The sequence below is a fragment of the Pseudomonas sp. P4_B3 genome (assembly GCF_056402295.1).
This window is the reverse complement of record NZ_JBFUHR010000006.1, coordinates 71,209-89,871: the sequence shown is the minus strand read 5'-3', so window position 1 is coordinate 89,871 and position 18,663 is coordinate 71,209. Positions and strand designations below refer to the sequence as shown.

Here is an 18,663-nt window from a genome sequence, read left to right as displayed (position 1 = left end):
ATATTCCTTGTGGGAATTGAGTTCAGGGTATAAAGATAGATCGCATCGATATAACTGGTTATAAGAAATATCGCTATGCTGCGGGCCAGATTTCCCTTGCGATCTTTGTGGACGTATTCATGGATTTAGTGAACATCGGGTTGGTCGTTGCCGGGCTGGTCGTCGGCTTCATCGTCGGCATGACTGGCGTGGGTGGCGGGTCGCTCATGACGCCGATCCTGCTAGGGTTCGGCATCAACCCGGCGACGGCGGTCGGTACCGACCTGCTGTACGCCGCCATCACCAAGTCCAGCGGTGTACTGGTTCACCGCAAGAACAACAACATCGACTGGGCGATTACCGGCTGGCTGACCTTGGGCAGCGTGCCCGCTGTGGCGTTGACGCTGTGGTTCCTCAGCACCCTGCACAGCGCCCCCGAGGCGATGAACGCGATCATCAAGCAGGCCCTCGGTTTTGTGTTGTTTGCCACCGCACTGGCGATCCTGTTCAAGAAGCGCCTGCTCGACTTTGCCCACAAACGGGCGGGCGGCCATTACAACCCCAGCGGACTGCGCCTGAATGTGATGACGGTCATCACCGGGCTGGTCCTTGGCACCATGGTCGCGCTGACGTCCATCGGCGCCGGTGCGCTGGGCACCGTGGCACTGTTCATCCTCTATCCGATGCTGCCGACCCGCCGCCTGGTGGGGACTGAAATCGCCCACGCCGTGCCGCTGACCCTGGTCGCGGGCCTTGGCCATGCCAGCATGGGCAACATGGATTGGCACGTCCTGGGTTACTTGCTGGTGGGCTCGTTGCCGGGGATTTACCTGGGCAGCCACCTGACCGGGCGCATCTCCGACGAACTGCTGCGCCCTTGCCTGGCGACCATGCTGTTGTTGATCGGCTACAAATTGGCGTTCTGATTCAAACCGCCACGCCAGCTTCATTCGCGGGTGAATATTTCCAGCAGATGCCCGTCCGGGTCATCGAAATACACCCGCCGTCCTCCCGCGTAATCATTGATCTCCCTCAGTCGCTGCTTGCACGGGTCGGCCCACCAAGGCTGACCGTTGGCTTGCAGGCGTGCGAAGGCTGCATCGAAATCCTCGTCGCCCATCAAGAATGCGTAGTGCTGGGATGCTATCGGCGGGTCGTTATCGTAGAAATCCAGTGACACGCCGTTATCCAGTTTGACGATCAGCATGGGCCCGAAGGGCTGCGGGGCGGGCAGGCCAAGGAGGCTGGCCAGGAAATTCGCCGAAACCTGCTTGTCCCGGCACCAGACGATGGTGTGGTTCAACTGAGTGCTCATGCACAAGTCCTCACGACGGATCAGGCGGGTTGTCATGAGTCTTCAGATTAGCCCAGCCTGTTGCGCAATGACCGCCCTGACCTAAGCTTGGGGCAAGGCGAGACATATTTGCGGTACGTCACCCGGAACGATCGCCGCAATGCGCAATCATTAGAGCGTGGATATCAAAAGGAGATGCGCATGCTCATCAGGTCACTGACCCTGGCTACTTTGCTGGCGATTGCCGGCACTTCGTTCGCCGCTGATGGCGACTCACCGCTGGACATGGACAAGGGCAGGGCCCGGCCACTGATTGTCATCGCTCCGAGCACGGTTGATCCGACCTGGGTCGGCCTGAAAAAGTCGCTGGATGAGCCGGCCAATCGCAAGGGGTTCACCGACCGCAACATGGTGCTCTACACCGTACTCAACCTGATGGGCCAGCGCGACGGCAAAGACCTCGGGCCACAAGACACGGCGGCGCTGATCCGCTCGCTCAAGCTGGGCGCCGGCGCCAAGACCAAGGTCATCCTGGTCGGCAAGGACGGCGAAAAGAAACTCGAACAATCGGACGCCATCAAGCTGGACGAGATTTTCAGCGCTGTCGATCAGTTGCCGGCGGCCGAGAAAGAATTCACGGCGACAGTGGCGGCTCCGGTCACTGAGGCCGAGCCGGCGGCCAAAGGCACCAAGCCCGGGAAAAGCAGCAAACCGGCGAAGGCCGCCAAACCGCCTGAAATGCCGGATGATTGAACCGACACTGAATTCTTGTGGTGAGCAATTAACCTGTGGGAGCGAGCTTGCTCCGGGCGGCGTTCCGACGATGGCGTCGTAAAAGTCGATATCGATGTTGAATGTCAGGCCGTCATCGCGAGCAAGCTCGCTCCCACAGGTTTTGTGCCAGGTTGCGTTCTTCCAGAAGCACCTGATTGGCATCCAATCCATACAGGCCTGATTGTTCTTGCAGTTCCCCGTCATTGAGCACGTAGCACAGCACGTCTTTCGCGTCGCTGATGACCAATGGCGAGTGAGTGGTCAGGACAAACTGGCAATTGGGGAAGGTTTCGCTCAACTGTCGAATCAAACTGCGCTGCCATTTGGGGTGCAGGTGCAAATCGACCTCGTCGATCAGGACAATGCCGTCACCTTCCAATGGGTTGTCCAGAGACTGGTTCATCATCGCCAATCGGCGTGCGATGTCGCCGACCAGCGCCATCATCGACTTTTCGCCCTGTGAAAGCTGGGAGACGTTAAGCGTCACGCCGTTTTTGTCGATGGCCATGTGCAGGCGCGGTTTGCGTTGCACTCGCAGGTTGCTGAAGCCGGGCATGAACGCGGCGATGGCGGAACGAACGGCGGTCAACTGACGATCCCGGGAAGAAGCTTTCAATTGGGAAAGGGTTTTCCAGATGTCACTGTCATTGCCGAACTTTGCGGAAATCTCGGATAACGCAGTATCGGATACACCGGTTTCGTTTTCGCTGTCTTCGCGTTCGCGGAACCATTCGAAGAAACGACGGAAGTCCACTCCACGATTCAACGCGTTGTCGTAACCGTCGAGCTGATCGAAGGTATGTTTGGTGCGAATTTTTAGCGGGATTTCCAAAACCGAGCGCTCAACCGGGTAGTAGGCGATCAGAGGGAGTGAAGCTTTTTCATCGATGGTTAGTTGAGTGCGATAGTGGTCTGCAAGGAGGCTGGCTTCCGCTAATTCACTATGGACATCACTCTTTCGCCCTTGTCTGCCACGAGCAATGGCCCAGTTAAAGAGATCATGTTTTGAATAATCGTCGGGGGAACGTGGTTGCGCCGGCGAACTGTCTGATACGGAAGTCAAAACGACTGCGACTGTAGCGCCGTTTCGAATGTCTTCATTTGTAAGGTAACTGCCAACACCTTTCTCAGTACGAATCCTGGCAACTAGCCAACTCAATGAGGTGGCCAATGATTTTAAAAGGGTGGTTTTCCCGGCACCGTTGTTTCCCACAAGCACCGTCACATTTGAGCGGTGTTTGGGGGTGGGGGCCAGGTAAATGGTCATATCGGTGAAGCGACCGACATCCTTGAGCTGAAAGCTGAAAATTTCCATTACAACGCCCTTTTAGGGTCAGTCGGTTTGAATAGTTGAGCGCGCATTATGTCATTCCTGGCCACGGATTGATCCGATGCCGTTCGCAGGCTTGAGAGGTCCATTAGATACAACGGTTTCACCTGCACCACAACGGTCATGAGCAAAAAGGTATTTGTAACTGGATGCTCAGAAAATCGAGCGTAGGCAAAGGACTTCAGTTGCGTCGGAAATTTCCTGCATGACGTGGCGCACCCCGTGAACTGGTGCCCATTGGGCCGTATCGATAACCTTCTTCAGCCGCTGCAAAATCAGCGGTCGGATGTGGAAGTCCGTTGGTTCAAGCCATCTACCAATGCCCCTAGAGCGCAGTCGACATTTTTTATGTCAACATCGCCGCGTTTTGGCGGCTGTGCGCGGGAGCACTTTCGAGTGCACCGGGTTTTGGTGGATTGACCTGGACTTCCACACCTGCGTACAGCTGCCACCCTCATGTGGAAGTGAGATGGGTAGTTTTCTCGACAATCCCCAATGGTACTTCTTCATGAAAAAGCTAAGTCCGAATCCCCCGGAATCCCCATCCGAGGCAGATGTCCCACTCTCCGACATCACCGAACCCGCCGTCAGCGCTCGCTTGCGCAACCCCAAACACGCCGACCCGGTCAGCCACATCTTCACCATCCTCCCAAACGTCGACACCCCAACGCTGCTGTGCCACGCCTGCGAAACCCTCGCGTCCCTGAATGTGCTGATCACGGACCTGGCCTGCAAGCTGGAAAGCTCCAACCGCAACGTGGCGCTTTCGATTCAGCAACTGGCAGTCGTGGGCGAATTGTTGGTGAACCGCGCGCTGGACAATATCGACCCGCCCGAAGGTGTGCCGATAAAGTAAAAAAGGCGACCTCTAGAGGTCGCCCTTATCTATGGAGAAGGCGACAAGGTTTATTGAGTCAGGGCACTCAGAATCTGATGGGCAATCCTGACCCGCTGCTCATTGGGATAATTCTTGTTGGCCAGAATCACAATGCCGATGTCCTTCGATGGCACGTATGCCACGTAAGCACCAAAGCCCCCGGTTGAACCGGTCTTGTTGACCAGCACGCTCTGCGGCTGCGCTTGCGGCGGGTTCAGCCATTGGACCTTGTGCGCCTCCATGGCCATCGGCGTGGAGTTGCCGTCCAGCAAGCGATCCAGCGTGATCGGGTAGCGATACATCTCCCAGCCCAGGCCCTGGGTCATATCGCCTACGGTGTAGTAACCGCTATGGGTCAAGGCGATGGCTTGCTGCAATGGCTTTTCCAGAGACGCCGGCTTCATGTTCGCGCCGACATAGCCCAGCAAGTCCGCGGCGCTGGTTTTCACCCCGTACGCCTCGGAATCCAGCGCCCCCGGAGTGACCCGTACCGGTTTGCCGTCCTTGTTGTAGCCCTGGGCGTACAGCGCCATCTGATCCTGCGGCACATGCACATAGGTGTGCTTGAGGCCCAGTTTCGGCAGCAGGGTTTTCTCCATCAGCTCATCGAACGGCTGGCCCATGCTTTGGGCGGCGAGGTAGCCGAACAGGCCAAGGCTGGGGTTCGAATACAGTCGGTGGCTGCCGGGAGCGTAGAGCGGTTTCCATTGTTGGTAGTAGCCGAGCATTTTGTCGGCCGAATCAGATTCAGCAGGGAATTGCAGTGGCAAGCCGCCAGCGCTGTAGGTGCCCAGTTGCAGCACGCTGATGTGGTCGAACGCGCTGCCGCGCAAGGCCGGCAGGACCTGGCTGGCTTTGTCCGACAGCGACAGCTTGCTCGTGGCCTGGGCGTAGGCGGCGAGGGTGGCGGTGAACGTTTTACTGACGGAGCCGATTTCGAACAGGGTGTCTTGCGTGACGGGGTTGCCGGTTTCTTTCGAGGCGACGCCATAGTTGAAGTAATGCGCCTGGCCGTTGACGGTGACTGCCACGGCCATGCCGTGAATACCCTCGGCTTGCATCACCGGTTGTACAGCGGCGTTCACCACTGTCTCGATTTGATCCTGTGCCACGCACTGGCCCGCGGCGAATATCGCCATGCAAGCGGCGATGGTTTTCAGCCTGTCCATATTGGTTTCATCCGTCGTTGATTCAGGTGCGCGCCATTCTATGGGGAAAACCCTGTTTTTAAATCCGACCGCCCACAGGCGGGTCGGGTTTATTGTTACAAGGTGCGCACCGTCGATTCAACGTACCAGGCACGGCCGCTTGTTATCGAACTTCCAGTCCGGAATCAAAAACTGCATCGCCACGCTGTCATCCCGCGCCCCCAGGCCCATGCCTTTGTACAGTTCATGGGCCTTGGCCAGTTGATCCATGTCCAGCTCCACCCCCAGCCCCGGTTTCTGCGGCACCTGCACGCAGCCGTCGACGATGTGCAGCGGGGCCTTGGTCAGGCGTTGGCCGTCCTGCCAGATCCAGTGGGTGTCGATGGCGGTGATCTCGCCCGGCGCGGCCGCCGCGACATGGGTGAACATCGCCAGGGAGATGTCGAAGTGGTTGTTGGAGTGCGAACCCCAGGTCAGGCCCCATTCGTGGCACATCTGCGCCACGCGCACCGAGCCCTGCAGGGTCCAGAAGTGCGGGTCGGCCAGGGGAATGTCGACCGACTGCAGCTGGATCGCGTGGCCCATCTCCCGCCAGTCGGTGGCGATCATGTTGGTCGCGGTCTTCAGGCCCGTGGCCCGGCGGAACTCAGCCATGACTTCGCGTCCCGAGTACCCGTTTTCCGCCCCGCACGGGTCTTCGGCATAGGCCAGCACGTGGTGCTGATCGCGGCACAGGCGGATGGCTTCCTTCAGCGACCAGGCGCCATTCGGGTCGAGGGTGATGCGCGCATCGGGGAAGCGTTCGGCGAGGGCCGTGACCGCTTCGATTTCGGCGTCGCCGCTGAGCACGCCGCCCTTGAGCTTGAAGTCCTTGAAGCCGTAACGGGCATGGGCCGCCTCGGCCAGACGGACCACCGCGTCGGCGGTCATGGCTTTCTCATGCCGCACACGGAACCAGTCGTTGTCGGCGTCCGGTTCGCTGCGGTAGGCGAGGTCGGTTTCGTTGCGATCACCGACATAAAACAGATAGCCAAGCATCTTCACTTCATCGCGCTGCTGGCCTTCGCCGAGCAGGGCGGCCACCGGCACGTCCAGGTGCTGGCCGAGCAAGTCGAGCAATGCGGCTTCCAGGCCGGTGACGGCGTGAATGGTGATGCGCAGGTCGAAGGTCTGCAAACCGCGCCCACCGGCATCGCGGTCGGCGAAGGTCTGGCGCACCTGATTGAGAATCTTCTGATAAGTGCCAATCGGGCTGCCGACCACCAGGCTGCGTGCGTCTTCGAGGGTCTGGCGGATACGTTCGCCCCCCGGCACCTCGCCAACGCCGGTGTGGCCGGCGTTGTCCTTGAGGATCACGATGTTGCGAGTGAAGAACGGCCCATGGGCGCCGCTCAGGTTGAGCAGCATGCCATCGTGGCCGGCGACCGGAACCACTTGCATGCTGGTGATGACCGGGGCTTTTGCGGTGTCTTGTGGGTTCATTTTCCAATCCTTAAAAAGCTGAATTCAGGCGTGGTTGGGTGCAGCTTTGCTCTGCGCCACGGCGGGTGCGGATTTCGGTGTGTTGCGGGCGGCAAACACGATGATCGCGGCGATGATCGAGGTCGCGGCCAGGCCGTACAGCCCGCCCTGAATGGAACCGGTGCGTTCTTCCAGCAGGCCGAAGGTGGTCGGCGCAACGAAGCCACCGAGGTTGCCCACCGAGTTGATCAACGCGATGACGCCGGCGGCAATGCGCGCATCCAGGTAGGCCTGGGGAATCGGCCAGAACAGCGACGAGGCGGATTTGAAGCCCAGTGCTGCAAAGCAGATGGCGACAAAGGCGAAGATCGGTCCGCCGGTGGTGGACATGAACATCCCGGCCGCGGCGATCAGCAGGGCGGCAGCGACCCAGGCTTGCTGGTGTTTCCACTTGCCCGACAAGGAGGCGAAGGCGTACATGCCGACAATCGACAGCAACCACGGAATCGAGTTGAACAGCCCGACCTGGACATCGCTCAGGTCGCCCATCTTCTTGATGATGCTTGGCAGCCAGAAAGTCGCGGCGTAGATGGTCAGCTGGATAAAGAAGTAGATCAGGCAGAACAGGATGATCTGGCGATCCTTGAGCAACTTGCCCAGTGACGGCTTGATCGGCGTCGCCGCTTCCCGGGCCAGCTGTTCGTCGTCGATGGCCTTGACCAGCGCGTCCTGCTCCTCGCGGCTCAGCCATTTGGCGTCATGGGGTCTGGAGTCCAGCCAGAACCAGACGAACACGCACAACCCCACCGAAAACATGCCCTCGATGAAGTACATCCACTGCCAGCCGTGCAGGCCCAGGCCACTGATTTGCAGAAGTAGCCCGGACAGCGGGCCGGAGATCAGCGAGGCAATCGCCGAGCCGCTGAGGAAAATCGCAATCGCCTTGCCGCGCTCCACGCCGGGCAACCAGCGGGTGAAGTAGTAGATCACCCCGGGAAAGAACCCGGCTTCGGCCACGCCCAGCAGAAAACGCAGGATGTAGAAGTGGGTTTCGTTCTGGATGAACGCCATGCCCGCGGCGACCAGGCCCCAGGTCAGCATGATCCGCGTCAGCCAGATACGTGCGCCGACTTTTTGCAGAAGGATGTTGGAGGGCGCTTCGAACAACGCATAACCGATGAAGAACAGACCGGCACCCAGGCCATAGGCGGCCGCGCCAATACCCAGGTCGTGTTCCATGTGGGCGCGGACGAAACCGATGTTCACGCGATCAATGTAATTGACGATGAACATGATGACGAACAGCGGCAAGACGTGACGTTTGACTTTGGCGATGGCGGACTTCAGCGCTGAATTGGCGTCGTCGTGCATCGCGGAGATGGATGTATTCACTGCGTTTTCTCCCACTCGTTATTTTTATGCGGGGTGAAGCTGGGTGCTGCGTTGTTGCTAGACATCATACAACTAGGTTTTTTGATCTTGCAACCACGTTTGTCCAATGAAATAGAGCGATTACAGAGATTTTTTATTCTTTTTGTGGTGGCAGGTAGCCTTTGAAACGACTCAATATGGAGTGGTTGTTGAGTGTTGTCATACAAGTTGAGCGAGATTTTTCAGGATTCCCACCCGGCGCGGTGCTACGATTCGATAGCCCCGATTTCCGGACACCCCCATGCAAGAAGACCTCGAAGTACCCGCCCGCAAGCGCAGCCACAACCTGGCCCATGACCTGGTCGAAAAATTGACCCAGCGCATCCTGCTCGGCCAGATGTTGCCCGGCGACAAGTTGCCGTCGGAAAACACCATCGTTCAGGAACACGGGGTCAGTCGCACGGTGGTGCGCGAGGCGATCTCGAAGCTGCAGGCCTCGGGGCTGGTGGAAACCCGGCATGGCATTGGCACGTTCGTGATCGAGCGCGCACCGGAGCAGGGGCTGCGGCTGAATGTCGATACGGCGTTGGGGGTGCGCAGCATTCTGGAGTTGCGCATGGGCCTGGAAACCCAGGCGGCGGCGCTGGCGGCAACTCGCCGCACCGATCTGCAACTGGCGCAGATGCGTGAAGCACTGGATGACTATCAAAGCCTGCTGGCCAACAACGACAGCTGTGTCGAAGCGGACCGGCGTTTTCATCTGCTGATCGCCGAAGCCACTGGCAACCTGTGCTTCACCGAGATCATGCAGCACCTGGGCAGTGCGATGATCCCGCGCACCCGGGTCAATGCCGCCGAGCGTGGCGCGGTGGACTTGAGCAAGCTCGGCCAGTTGGCCAACCTTGAGCACGAGGCGATTCTCAACGCCATCAAGCGCCAGGACCCGGACACGGCGCGGGCGGCGATGTGGCTGCACCTGACCAACAGTCGCGACCGGTTTTCGGCTAGCTGAGGTTGTCTGTTTTTCAGTTGCACCGAGTCATCGTTCATCGCGAGCAGGCTCGCTCCCACATTGGAATGCGTACCCCTGTAGGAGCGGGCTTGCCCGCGAAGGCGTCAGTCCAGGCAACAAAAAGCATGGATCAGACCCTGGCAACCTGAACAACCACAACCCGCCGCTCCAGATTCAACGCCAGCACACTCGCCAACACCACCAGCCCGCCGACCACGATCATCAACGTCGGCCGCTCGCCAAGCGCATAGGACGCAATGACCATCGCCGTCGGCGGCGTCAAATACAGCGTCATCGTCGCCCGGCTCAAATCGACATGCGCCAGCACATAGGCCCAGGCCAGGTACGCCAGGGCACTGGGGAAAATCCCCAGTGCTAACACGGCGAACTGCACATGCAGCGGCGCAATCGCGATTTGATCCATCAGGCCGGGCAGATAAATCAACAACAACACCGTCCCGGACCACACCGTGTAACACACCAGCGTCAGCCCGTCGTAACGCCCGGTGTGATGCTTTTGCAGGGCAAAGTAGAGGCTCCAGGACACCGCCGCCAACAGGATCAGCAAGCCGTGGGCGTCGAGGCTGCCCAGGCCATGATCGCCGGCCACCACAATCAGCACGCCAAACAAGCCGAGCAGCACACAACCCCAGCGCCACAGGCTCACCTGATCCTTGAACACGAAGCGCGCAATCAATGTGCTGAACAGCGGTGTGGTCTGGGCCAGGACGCTCGAAGCCCCGGCGCTGATACCCTGCTGCCCGAAGTTGATCGCCACGTGGTGCAGGCTTACCGCAAAGAAACCCAGGCCGAACATCAGCGGCAAGTCTCGAAGCCTGGGCAAGCGAATGCCCTTGAGTATCGCGATCACTGCCATGAACACGGAGGCCAGCAGGAAGCGCAGGAGTGCCAGGTGCACGGGGTCGTAGGCCTGCAGGCCGATATGGATGCCGGTTGGGGAATACCCCCAGCACGCCACGACAAACGCCATGGCCAGGATGATTTTCCAGGGTGAAACGGAGGAGGGTGTGAGCGGCGACATGGTCGTGCACCTGTGGGTGGATGCACCGAGTATCAGAAAGCGTATCGTTCGCCACAACTGACTTATAATGCTCAAACTGTTCACTATGGGTGATGTATGGAGCTGGCACAGATTCGCATGTTCAAGACCGTGACCGATGTCGGCAGCATCGCCCGCGCGGCCGAGCTGTTGCATTGCGTGCCGTCGAACATCACGGCCCGCATCAAGGCCCTTGAGGCCGAACTGGGTGTCGCGCTGTTTTTGCGTGAGGGCCGAGGGCTGCGCATCAGCCCGTCGGGGCAAACCTTCCTGGCCTACGCTTCGAAAATCCTTGCTCTCACCGCCGAGGCCAAGCGCGCGGTCGACCCTTCGGCCGAGCCCTCGGGACCGTTGCGCATCGGCGCCATCGAGTCGTCGGCCACCGGGCGCTTGCCGCGTCTGCTGGCGAAATTCCACAAGCGTTTCCCGCAGGTGGCGCTGGAGCTGGCCACCGGCTCCTGGGGGCAGTTGCTTGACGACACACTCAATCACAAGCTCGACGGGGCCATCGTGGCGGTGGATGTCGAGCGTTCGCACCTCAAGCGCACGCCGATGTACCGCGAGGATTTATTGCTGATTGCCTCGACCTCCCTGGGGCCGCTGCGGGACATCAGCGACTTGCGGGACCAGACCGTATTCATGTGGCCACAGGGCTGTCCGTACCGGGCGGCGCTGGAGCATTGGTTGCTGCGACAGGGGCAGGCACTGCCGATTGTCAGCCTGGCCAGTTATGGCGCGATTGTCGGTTGCGTCAGCGCCGGGGCTGGGGTGGCACTGGTGCCCAAAGGCGTGTTCGACCAATACGCCAAAGGCGCGGGGTGCGCGGGGTTTGAATTCCCCGAACTGACCGCCGTCGACAACCTGTTTTACTGGCACGAAAACGCCGGGGTGCACCCGGCGCGCGAGGCGTTCGTGGCGATGCTGCGCGAGGAGTTTGCCTGATTTGCACTTGTGGGAGCGAGCCGTTATGAGGCAATCAACTGCCGCAACACGTAATGCAAAATTCCTCCCGACTTGAAGTATTCCACTTCATTGAGCGTATCGATCCGGCACAACACCTCGACCTTTTCCTTGCTGCCGTCTTCACGGGTGATGACCAGCGACAGGTTCATCCGTGGCGTCAGCTCGACGCCGGTCAATCCGAGGATGTCCAGGGTTTCACTGCCGCCCAGTTTCAGGCTCTTGCGGTTCTGGTCCAGCTTGAACTGCAGCGGCAACACGCCCATGCCCACCAGATTGGAGCGGTGAATCCGCTCGAAGCTTTCGGCGATGACCGCTTTCACCCCCAACAGATTGGTGCCCTTGGCCGCCCAGTCGCGGCTCGATCCGGTGCCGTATTCCTGGCCGGCGATCACCACCAGCGGCGTGCCCGAAGCCTGATAGCGCATGGCGGCGTCGTAGATCGGCATTTTTTCCCCGGTGGGAATGTAGCGGGTGTTGCCGCCTTCCTCGCCGCCGAGCATTTCGTTGCGTATGCGGATGTTGGCGAAGGTGCCGCGCATCATCACTTGGTGGTTGCCACGCCGCGAACCGTAGGAGTTGAAGTCCCGTGGCTCCACGCCTTTGTCGCGCAGGTATTGCCCTGCCGGGCTGTCGGCCTTGATGTTGCCGGCGGGGGAGATGTGGTCGGTGGTCACCGAGTCGCCGAGCAACGCGAGAATGTTCGCTGCGCAGATATCCTTGACCACCGGCGGCGGCCCGCCGATGTCATCGAAAAACGGCGGATGCTGGATGTAGGTCGAGTCGTCCTGCCAGACATAGGTCGCCGCTTGCGGAACCTTGATCGCCTGCCATTGCGCGTCACCGGCAAACACTTCGGCGTATTCCTTGTGGAACATCGCGGTGTTGACCTGATTCACCGCGTCTGCAATTTCTTTGCTGCTTGGCCAGATATCCCGCAGGTAAACCGGTTTGCCGTCCTTGTCATCGCCCAACGGTTCGCGGCTGAGGTCAGTGCGCACCGTGCCGGCCAGCGCGTAGGCGACCACCAGTGGCGGGGAGGCCAGCCAGTTGGTTTTCACCAGTGGATGCACCCGGCCTTCGAAGTTGCGATTGCCTGAGAGCACCGATGCCACGGTGAGGTCGGCTTGCTGGATGGCTTTTTCGATGGGCTCCGACAGCGGCCCGGAGTTGCCGATGCAGGTGGTGCAGCCATAGCCGACCAGGGCGAAGCCCAATTCATCGAGGTAACGGGTCAGGCCGGCCGCCTTGTAGTAGTCGGTGACCACTTTCGAGCCGGGGGCCAGCGAACTCTTCACCCAGGGTTTGCGTTTCAGGCCTTTTTCCACAGCCTTCTTCGCCACCAGCCCGGCCGCCATCATCACGCTCGGGTTGGAGGTGTTGGTGCAGGAGGTGATCGCGGCAATCACCACCGCGCCGTTTTTCAGGCGATAGGTCTGGCCTTCGTAGTCGTAATCCGCTTCGCCGGCCAGATCGGCGTTGCCGACGGCGACGCCGCCGCCACCCTCGCTTTCCAGGCGGCCTTCTTCCTTGCTGGTGGGTTTGAATTGCAGGTCGACGAAGTCGCTGAAGGCTTGGGCGACATTCGGCAGCGACACCCGGTCCTGCGGGCGTTTCGGCCCCGCGAGGCAGGCTTCGACGCGGCCCATGTCCAGCGCCAGGGTGTCGGTGAACAGCGGTTCCTGGCCGGGCAGGCGCCACAGCCCCTGGGCCTTGCTGTAGGCCTCGACCAGTTGCACCGTTTCGAGGGGGCGGCCTGAGAGGCGCAGGTACTCCAGCGTGACGTCGTCCACCGGGAAGAAACCGCAGGTGGCGCCGTATTCCGGGGCCATGTTGGCGATGGTCGCGCGGTCGGCGAGCGGCAGGTCGGCGAGGCCATCGCCGTAGAACTCGACGAATTTGCCCACCACGCCTTTCTTGCGCAGCATCTGGGTGACAGTCAGCACCAGGTCGGTGGCGGTGATGCCTTCCTTGAGCTTGCCGGTGAGTTTGAAACCGATGACTTCGGGAATCAGCATCGACACCGGTTGCCCGAGCATCGCCGCTTCCGCCTCGATACCGCCAACGCCCCAGCCGAGCACGCCGAGGCCGTTGATCATGGTGGTGTGGGAATCGGTGCCAACCAAAGTGTCGGGGAAGGCATAGGTGCGGTCGTCCTCGTCCTTGGTCCAGACCGTGCGGCCGAGGTATTCAAGATTCACCTGGTGGCAGATCCCGGTGCCCGGCGGCACCACGCTGAAATTGTCAAAGGCACTCTGGCCCCAGCGCAGGAACGCATAACGCTCGCCATTGCGCTGCATTTCAATGTCGACGTTTTGCTCGAAGGCGCTGCTGCTGGCGAACTTGTCGACCATCACCGAGTGGTCGATCACCAGGTCTACCGGCGACAGCGGGTTGATCCGCTGTGGATTGCCGCCGGCCTTGGCCATCGCCGCACGCATCGCGGCCAGGTCGACCACAGCGGGAACGCCAGTGAAGTCTTGCATCAAGACCCGCGCCGGGCGGTACTGGATTTCGCGGTCGGAGCGACGCTCCTTGAGCCACGCGGCCAGGGCCTTGAGGTCGGCGCCGGTGACGGTTTTTTCGTCTTCCCAGCGCAGCAGGTTTTCCAGCAGGACTTTCAAGGACATCGGCAACTTGTCCAGGTCGCCCAGGCTTTTGGCGGCATCGGGCAGGCTGAAATAGTGGTAGGTCTTGTTGCCGACTTGCAGGGTCTTGAGCGTTTTCAGGCTATCGAGGGACGGCATTGCGATCACTCCTTAAAGTCCGCACGGCTACGGACTGAGGGGACGGGCAGAACATTAAACCTAGCCCTGTTTTAAGTAGCTGGCTAATAACTCGATTCTATGGGCAAGTCCGAGGTTCCGAAGTCAGCTATCATGCGCGGGTTTTCGTGACAGGCTTTGCTTCAACGCAAGCCTGGGCATCGTGCAGTGGCCGAAATTCCTCGCCATTGCCCAGGAGTAAGAATGAACACCCTCTTTATGCATTGCCGGCCGGGCTTCGAAGGCGAAGTCTGTTCCGAGATTTCCGACCTCGCCGCGCGCTTGAATGTGGCCGGTTATGCCAAGGCCAAAGCTGCAACTGCCTGCGCCGAATTCGTCTGCACCGAAGAAGACGGCGCCGAGCGCCTGATGCGCGGGCAGCGTTTCGCCGAGCTGATCTTCCCGCGCCAGTGGGCTCGGGGGATTTTCATCGATCTGCCGGAAACCGACCGCATCAGCGTGATCCTCGCGCATATGGCGGACTTTCCGCTGTGCGGCAGCCTGTGGCTGGAAATGGTCGACACCAATGACGGCAAGGAACTGTCGAACTTCTGCAAGAAATTCGAAGTGCACCTGCGCAAGGCGCTGATGGCCGCTGGCAAACTGGTGGAAGACGCGCATAAGCCGCGCCTGTTGCTGACCTTCAAGAGTGGGCGTGAAGTGTTCATGGGCCTGGCCGAGTCAAACAACTCGGCCATGTGGCCAATGGGCATTCCGCGCCTGAAGTTTCCACGCGAAGCGCCGAGCCGCTCGACCCTCAAGCTGGAAGAGGCCTGGCACCACTTCATCCCGCGCGACCAGTGGGACGAGCGCCTGCACAGCGACATGACCGGCGTTGACCTCGGGGCCGCCCCCGGTGGCTGGACCTGGCAACTGGTCAACCGCGGCATGTTGGTGACGGCGATCGACAACGGCCCGATGGCCGAAAGCCTGATGGACACCGGTCTGGTGCAGCACTTGATGGCCGACGGTTTCACCTTCAAGCCCAAGCAACCGGTGGACTGGATGGTCTGCGACATCGTCGAGAAGCCGGCGCGCAACGCCGCGATGCTGGAAGAGTGGATCGGCGAGGGGCATTGTCGTGAAGCGGTGGTTAACCTCAAGCTGCCGATGAAGCAGCGTTACGCCGAAGTGAAGCGTTTGCTCGAGCGCATTGCCGAAGGCTTCAAGGCCCGGGGCATCAAGGTCGAGATCGGCTGCAAGCAGCTGTACCACGACCGCGAGGAAGTGACCTGCCATTTGCGCCGGCTGGATGTGAAGAAGCCCAAGTCCCGCTAACCACACCACCCCCTGTAGGAGCTGGCTTGCCAGCGAAGGGTCCCTTGAGTCATGCGCCGAATTTGCGGACGCCTTCGCTGGCAAGCCAGCTCCTACAAAGATGGATGTCTGTCGCAGATGACGTTACACCCGGCAATGCGCGACAATGCCGGCCAGTTTCAGGAGTGAATCATGAGTGAAATGCTTGATACGCCGGTAGACGGCACCCTCGACGCCACCGGCCTCAACTGCCCGGAGCCGGTGATGATGCTACACCAGCATATCCGTGACCTGGTGCCTGGCGGCTTGCTCAAGGTGATCGCCACTGACCCGTCGACCCGTCGCGACATTCCCAAGTTCTGTGTGTTTCTCGACCATGAACTGGTGGCGCAGCACGAAGAGGCGGGCACCTACCTCTACTGGATTCGCAAGAAATCCGGCTGATCATCAAGCCCCTGTAGGAGCGAGCTTGCTCGCGATGGACGTCAACGATAACGCGTAATACCTGATGCCCCGCGGTGTCCTGGCGTTTTTCGCGAGCAAGCTCGCTCCTACAAGGGGTACGGCGATCAGCCCTGACTGTTACGAATCCGCCGGCGCGCACTGAGCGTCAGGCGGATCGACAGCATCAGCGCCGCACAGCTCAAGCCGGCAATCAGCCCTTCCCACAACCCGCTTGGGCCGCTGGCCGGACCGAACCAGTCGGTCAGTCCCAGCACGTAGCCGACCGGCAGGCCGATGCCCCAATAGGCGAACAAGGTCAGGATCATCGTCACCCGGGTGTCCTGGTATCCACGCAACGCGCCAGCGCAAATCACCTGGATGGCATCGGAAAACTGGTACAGCGCAGCATAGACAATCAGCATCGATGCAATCTGGATCACGTTCCTGTCAGGCGTGTAGATCGAGGCGATGGGCTCGCGCAGCAGCAGGATCAGGCTCGCCGAGAACGCCGCGAACACCAGTGCCGCGCCGAGCCCGACCTTTGCCGCGAAGCGCGCCTGCCAAGGATTGCCGGCCCCCAGTGCCTGACCGACGCGCACGGTCACCGCCATGCCCAGCGAGTAAGGAATCATGAACAACAGTGAGCTGATGTTCAGGGCGATTTGATGCCCGGCCACCACGGTAGAGCCGAGACTACCGATCAATAGCGCGATGACCGCGAAGATGCTGGACTCGGCGAAGACGGCGATACCAATCGGCAGGCCAATGCCGACCAGGCGCTTGATCACGACCCATTGCGGACGGTCGAAGCGCACCAGCACACGGGTGCGGGAATAGAAGGGCGCCCAGAACGTCCAGCCGGCCATGCTCAACGCCATGAACCACATCACGATGCCGCTGGCCCAGCCGCAACCGACGCCGCCCAGGGCCGGTGCGCCGAAGTGGCCGTAGATCAACGCATAGTTCAGCGGGATGTTCAGCAGCAGGCCGCACAAGCCAATGACCATGCTCGGACGGGTGCGCCCCATGCCATCGCTGTAGCAGCGCAGTACGTAATAAAAAGCCATGCCCGGCAAGCCGAAGGCGATCCCGTGCAGGTAACCCATGCTCGGCTCGATCAACTGCGGATCGACTTTCATCCAGTGCAGGATCGGCTCGGCGCCGAGCAGCAGGCCACTGCCGATCAACCCGACACACAGCGCGAGCCACAGCGCCTGGCGAACCAGCGGGCCGATCTCGTCAAACTGCCCGGCGCCAAAGCGTTGTGCGACCTTGGGTGTGGTAGCCAGCAGGACGCCGGACATCAACAGGTAGACGGGAATCCAGATCGAGTTGCCCAGGGCCACCGAGGCCAGGTCCCGTGGGCTGACGCGGCCGGCCATCACCGCATCGACGAAGCCCATGGCCGTGGTCGCCAGTTGCGCGATCATGATGGGCAGGGCCAGGTTGAGCAGGCCTTTGAGTTCCAGGCGAACGGGGGTTGTCCGCGCAGGCGCAATGGCGGCGGTATTCTCGATTACAGGATTCAATAGCGAAACGTCCAAAAGGTGTTGATGCACAGGCGCGCATTCTACGCGTTGACGCGGCAGTCAGGAAAAGACCCGTGTTGTGGATTTGTAATCAACTCTCTGTAGGAGCGAGCTTGCTCCTACAGAGAGATGCGTCTAGGCGCGATGCGTCATCTACGCCTACACTGCCGATCCGCCAAAGGAGCCTGCCATGCTGATTGTTGCCGACGAAAATATCCCCCTGCTCGATGCCTTCTTCGAAGGCTTCGGTGAAATCCGCCGGGTGCCGGGTCGTTCCATTGACCGTGCCACGGTCGAACAGGCCGATGTGCTGTTGGTGCGTTCGGTGACCAACGTCAATCGCGCGCTGCTCGAAGGCAGCAAGGTGCGTTTTGTCGGTACGTGCACCATCGGCACCGATCATCTGGACCTGGATTACTTTCAGCAGGCCGGTATCACCTGGTCCAGCGCACCGGGCTGCAATGCCCGCGGCGTGGTCGACTATGTGCTCGGCAGCTTGCTGACCCTGGCCGAAATCGAAGGCGTCGACCTGACCCGGCGTACCTACGGCGTAGTCGGTGCCGGCGAAGTGGGCGGGCGATTGGTCAAAGTCCTGCAGGGTCTGGGCTGGAAGGTGCTGGTGTGCGATCCGCCACGGCAGGCCGCTGAAGGCGGTGACTACGTCAGCCTCGAGCAGATCATCGAAGCGTGCGACGTCATCAGCCTGCACACGCCGCTGACCAGGCAGGGACAGCTATCGACCTGGCATTTGTTCGATGAGACACGCCTGAACCAGCTCAAGTCCGGCACCTGGCTGATCAATGCCAGTCGCGGACCGGTGGTGAACAACACGGCCCTGCGCGATGTGCTGCTGGAGCGCGAAGACCTGCAAGCGGTGCTCGATGTGTGGGAAAACGAGCCTGAAGTCGACGTGGCGCTGGCCGAGCTGTGCGTGCTGGCAACGCCGCACATTGCCGGTTACAGCCTCGACGGCAAGCAGCGGGGGACCGCGCAGATTTATCAGGCGTATTGCGACTTTCTCGGGCAACCGGCCCGCGTCAGCCTGAGCGATTTGCTGCCGGCACCGTGGCTGTCGCACGTGACCCTGAATGCGCAAAGCGACCCGGCCTGGGCCTTGGCGATGCTGTGCCGTGGCGTATATGACCCGCGTCGTGACGATGCGGATTTCCGTCGCAGCCTGGTCGGCAGTGTCAGCGAGCAGCGTGCGGCATTCGATATGCTGCGCAAGCAATACCCGTTGCGCCGGGAGATCGACGGATTGCAGGTGCGGATCGAAGGTGAATCGCCTGAGTTGCTGGGGATTGTGGCAGCGTTGGGGGCAACACTGGTTTAAAGACCGACTTGCCCGTGAAGGGCGCGACACAGTCCCGGATTGGATTAAGCAGGCATAAAAAACCCGGCC

General features: G+C 60.5%; 16 protein-coding genes. 8 read left to right on the top strand and 8 right to left on the bottom strand.

From position 1 onward, the window contains the following. Window positions 1-119: 119 nt before the first annotated feature. A complete protein-coding gene (locus AC1DWG_RS08235; RefSeq protein ID WP_477756576.1) occupies window positions 120-905 on the top strand; it encodes a sulfite exporter TauE/SafE family protein in 786 nt (261 codons plus the stop codon). Between the two features lie 20 nt (window positions 906-925). Here AC1DWG_RS08235 and AC1DWG_RS08230 read toward each other — a convergent pair whose 3' ends face one another. Next, entirely contained in the window at window positions 926-1,294 is a 369-nt protein-coding gene (locus AC1DWG_RS08230; protein WP_108219214.1) for a VOC family protein, read from the bottom strand. A 180-nt stretch (window positions 1,295-1,474) separates the two neighbouring features. On the opposite strand from AC1DWG_RS08230, the gene AC1DWG_RS08225 reads away from it, so the two are divergent. Beyond that, complete coding sequence (locus tag AC1DWG_RS08225; protein ID WP_477763427.1) at window positions 1,475-2,026, top strand: DUF4174 domain-containing protein; 552 nt, start codon at window positions 1,475-1,477, stop codon at window positions 2,024-2,026. A 112-nt stretch (window positions 2,027-2,138) separates the two neighbouring features. Here the strand turns inward: AC1DWG_RS08225 and AC1DWG_RS08220 are convergent, their stop codons facing one another. Further along, window positions 2,139-3,362, bottom strand: coding sequence for an AAA family ATPase (locus tag AC1DWG_RS08220; RefSeq protein WP_477787615.1), 1,224 nt, complete (start codon window positions 3,360-3,362; stop codon window positions 2,139-2,141). A 523-nt stretch (window positions 3,363-3,885) separates the two neighbouring features. Here AC1DWG_RS08220 and AC1DWG_RS08215 point away from each other — a divergent pair. Then, window positions 3,886-4,233 carry a DUF6124 family protein gene (locus tag AC1DWG_RS08215; RefSeq protein ID WP_477755757.1) on the top strand — a complete coding sequence of 116 codons (348 nt, stop codon included), beginning with the start codon at window positions 3,886-3,888 and terminating at the stop codon, window positions 4,231-4,233. Window positions 4,234-4,283: 50 nt separating this feature from the next. On the opposite strand, the gene ampC is transcribed toward AC1DWG_RS08215, so the two are convergent. The 3 genes from ampC to AC1DWG_RS08200 all read right to left on the bottom strand — a co-directional run bounded on the left by ampC (window position 4,284) and on the right by AC1DWG_RS08200 (window position 8,255). Beyond that, window positions 4,284-5,393 (bottom strand): class C beta-lactamase, encoded by a 1,110-nt coding sequence (gene ampC / locus AC1DWG_RS08210; protein WP_477787663.1) that lies wholly within the window; start codon window positions 5,391-5,393, stop codon window positions 4,284-4,286. Between the two features lie 147 nt (window positions 5,394-5,540). Beyond that, window positions 5,541-6,884 (bottom strand): glucarate dehydratase, encoded by a 1,344-nt coding sequence (gene gudD / locus AC1DWG_RS08205; protein WP_477763429.1) that lies wholly within the window; start codon window positions 6,882-6,884, stop codon window positions 5,541-5,543. 24 nt (window positions 6,885-6,908) lie between these two features. Continuing rightward, window positions 6,909-8,255, bottom strand: a complete 1,347-nt coding sequence (locus AC1DWG_RS08200) for an MFS transporter (RefSeq protein ID WP_477787614.1) — start codon at window positions 8,253-8,255, stop codon at window positions 6,909-6,911. Window positions 8,256-8,535: 280 nt separating this feature from the next. On the opposite strand from AC1DWG_RS08200, the gene AC1DWG_RS08195 reads away from it, so the two are divergent. Further along, the gene (locus AC1DWG_RS08195) at window positions 8,536-9,246 is read left to right on the top strand and encodes a FadR/GntR family transcriptional regulator (RefSeq protein WP_477755754.1); all 711 of its coding nucleotides are present in this window, start codon (window positions 8,536-8,538) and stop codon (window positions 9,244-9,246) included. Between the two features lie 130 nt (window positions 9,247-9,376). Here AC1DWG_RS08195 and AC1DWG_RS08190 read toward each other — a convergent pair whose 3' ends face one another. Continuing rightward, entirely contained in the window at window positions 9,377-10,288 is a 912-nt protein-coding gene (locus AC1DWG_RS08190; protein WP_477755753.1) for a DMT family transporter, read from the bottom strand. Window positions 10,289-10,384: 96 nt separating this feature from the next. Here AC1DWG_RS08190 and AC1DWG_RS08185 point away from each other — a divergent pair, with 96 nt between their 5' ends. After that, window positions 10,385-11,248: a LysR substrate-binding domain-containing protein gene (locus tag AC1DWG_RS08185; protein WP_477763430.1), complete on the top strand. Its 864-nt coding sequence runs from the start codon at window positions 10,385-10,387 to the stop codon at window positions 11,246-11,248. Window positions 11,249-11,271: 23 nt separating this feature from the next. Here AC1DWG_RS08185 and acnA read toward each other — a convergent pair whose 3' ends face one another. Beyond that, window positions 11,272-14,013 (bottom strand): aconitate hydratase AcnA, encoded by a 2,742-nt coding sequence (acnA, locus tag AC1DWG_RS08180; protein WP_477787613.1) that lies wholly within the window; start codon window positions 14,011-14,013, stop codon window positions 11,272-11,274. Window positions 14,014-14,235: 222 nt separating this feature from the next. Here acnA and rlmM point away from each other — a divergent pair, with 222 nt between their 5' ends. Next, window positions 14,236-15,309, top strand: a complete 1,074-nt coding sequence (gene rlmM, locus AC1DWG_RS08175; protein ID WP_477787612.1) for a 23S rRNA (cytidine(2498)-2'-O)-methyltransferase RlmM — start codon at window positions 14,236-14,238, stop codon at window positions 15,307-15,309. Window positions 15,310-15,480: 171 nt separating this feature from the next. Further along, window positions 15,481-15,732 (top strand): sulfurtransferase TusA, encoded by a 252-nt coding sequence (gene tusA / locus AC1DWG_RS08170; protein WP_007987255.1) that lies wholly within the window; start codon window positions 15,481-15,483, stop codon window positions 15,730-15,732. Window positions 15,733-15,857: 125 nt separating this feature from the next. Here the strand turns inward: tusA and AC1DWG_RS08165 are convergent, their stop codons facing one another. Then, window positions 15,858-17,261, bottom strand: coding sequence for an MATE family efflux transporter (locus AC1DWG_RS08165; protein ID WP_477763432.1), 1,404 nt, complete (start codon window positions 17,259-17,261; stop codon window positions 15,858-15,860). A 190-nt stretch (window positions 17,262-17,451) separates the two neighbouring features. Here AC1DWG_RS08165 and pdxB point away from each other — a divergent pair, with 190 nt between their 5' ends. After that, a complete protein-coding gene (gene pdxB, locus AC1DWG_RS08160; protein WP_477787611.1) occupies window positions 17,452-18,594 on the top strand; it encodes a 4-phosphoerythronate dehydrogenase PdxB in 1,143 nt (380 codons plus the stop codon). Window positions 18,595-18,663 lie beyond the last annotated feature (69 nt).